This is a genomic window from Okeania sp. SIO3I5, assembly GCF_010672085.1.
Classification (GTDB): Bacteria; Cyanobacteriota; Cyanobacteriia; order Cyanobacteriales; family Microcoleaceae; genus Trichodesmium.
Genome location: NZ_JAAHHT010000553.1, coordinates 1 through 1,038, shown reverse-complemented (window position 1 = coordinate 1,038; position 1,038 = coordinate 1). Strand labels below are relative to the sequence as shown.

The 1,038-nt window shown below is 30.9% G+C and carries 1 protein-coding gene and 1 pseudogene; one reads left to right on the top strand and one right to left on the bottom strand.

From position 1 onward, the window contains the following. A partial coding sequence (locus F6K40_RS41280; protein ID WP_365674516.1) for a transposase DNA-binding-containing protein occupies positions 1 to 76 on the bottom strand: 76 nt, incomplete at its 3' end. A 559-nt stretch (positions 77 to 635) separates the two neighbouring features. Between F6K40_RS41280 and F6K40_RS40490 the strand changes: the two are divergent. Beyond that, positions 636 to 1,038, top strand: a pseudogene (locus F6K40_RS40490) (IS701-like element ISPlag1 family transposase); the annotation flags it as partial.

The window sequence follows — 1,038 nt, the reverse complement described above, 5'->3', positions numbered from 1 at the left end:
TTTTGATTAATCGTATGTGACGACGGCGATCGCCTAAATCTATATATTTTAGTTCCTCTGTTGCCCAATTAGTCATTATTTTTTCTCATCCCGTCATTCCTGTTTCATTTTTAATATACCTCTTGCATCAGTCTCAAATTTTAACTTTTTTTAAGAGTATGGTTAACTTTTTTCAAGCTTTACCCTCAAATAATTACTGTACAATAATCAGAGATTGTTAAGAAATATGTGAGTAAGGCATAGCTTAATAAGGGGGAAACCTTCAAAGTCCCCCTTGAAAAGGGGGATTTAGGGGGATCGTAAATGTACCTCATCTTTATGAAATTTATGAAAAATGCTATAATTTCAGCCTGCATAAATCCTTTTTATTCAACAGGACTTACGCAAAGACACTATATATATATAGTGTATAGCTAATATAGCGATCGCTACAAATGCTTAAGCGATATAGCTGCCGCCACCATCCTCCGCCAACGCCTGAATAACAAAATTATCATAACTCGTATAAATACAAGCTAATGTAATTTATTTTCACGGGTTGTAGATGTTGCTAATTGTAAATAAATTTTGTCCAAATACTTGCTCTTATTATATAATTATATTATGATTAATTTGAGCTAAAGATATGAACTTTAATTATATTGATCCCATATCAGTATTTACTTAATTCTCATAAAAATTATACCATTACAAACTTAGCAAATAATCTAGAAAATGTTAGCCATGATACAATAAATCGTTATTTAAAAATAGAAAACTTTGATCACCAGGATTTATGGAGAAATGTTCAAGAGGAAATTGTAACAGACACAGAAAGTTATTTAATCTTTGATGATACAGTTATTAACAAGAAACATGGTAGTAAAATTGACTTAGTTAGACGACAGAGAGCGTGGTAATGAGCATCAAGTAGTTCGTGGTATAGGGATAGTAAATTGTATATATTTCAATCCAAAAATTGAGCAATTTTGGCTCATAGATTATCGAATTTATGACCCAGATAGTGACAAAAAAACTAAGATAGATCATGTGGAAGAA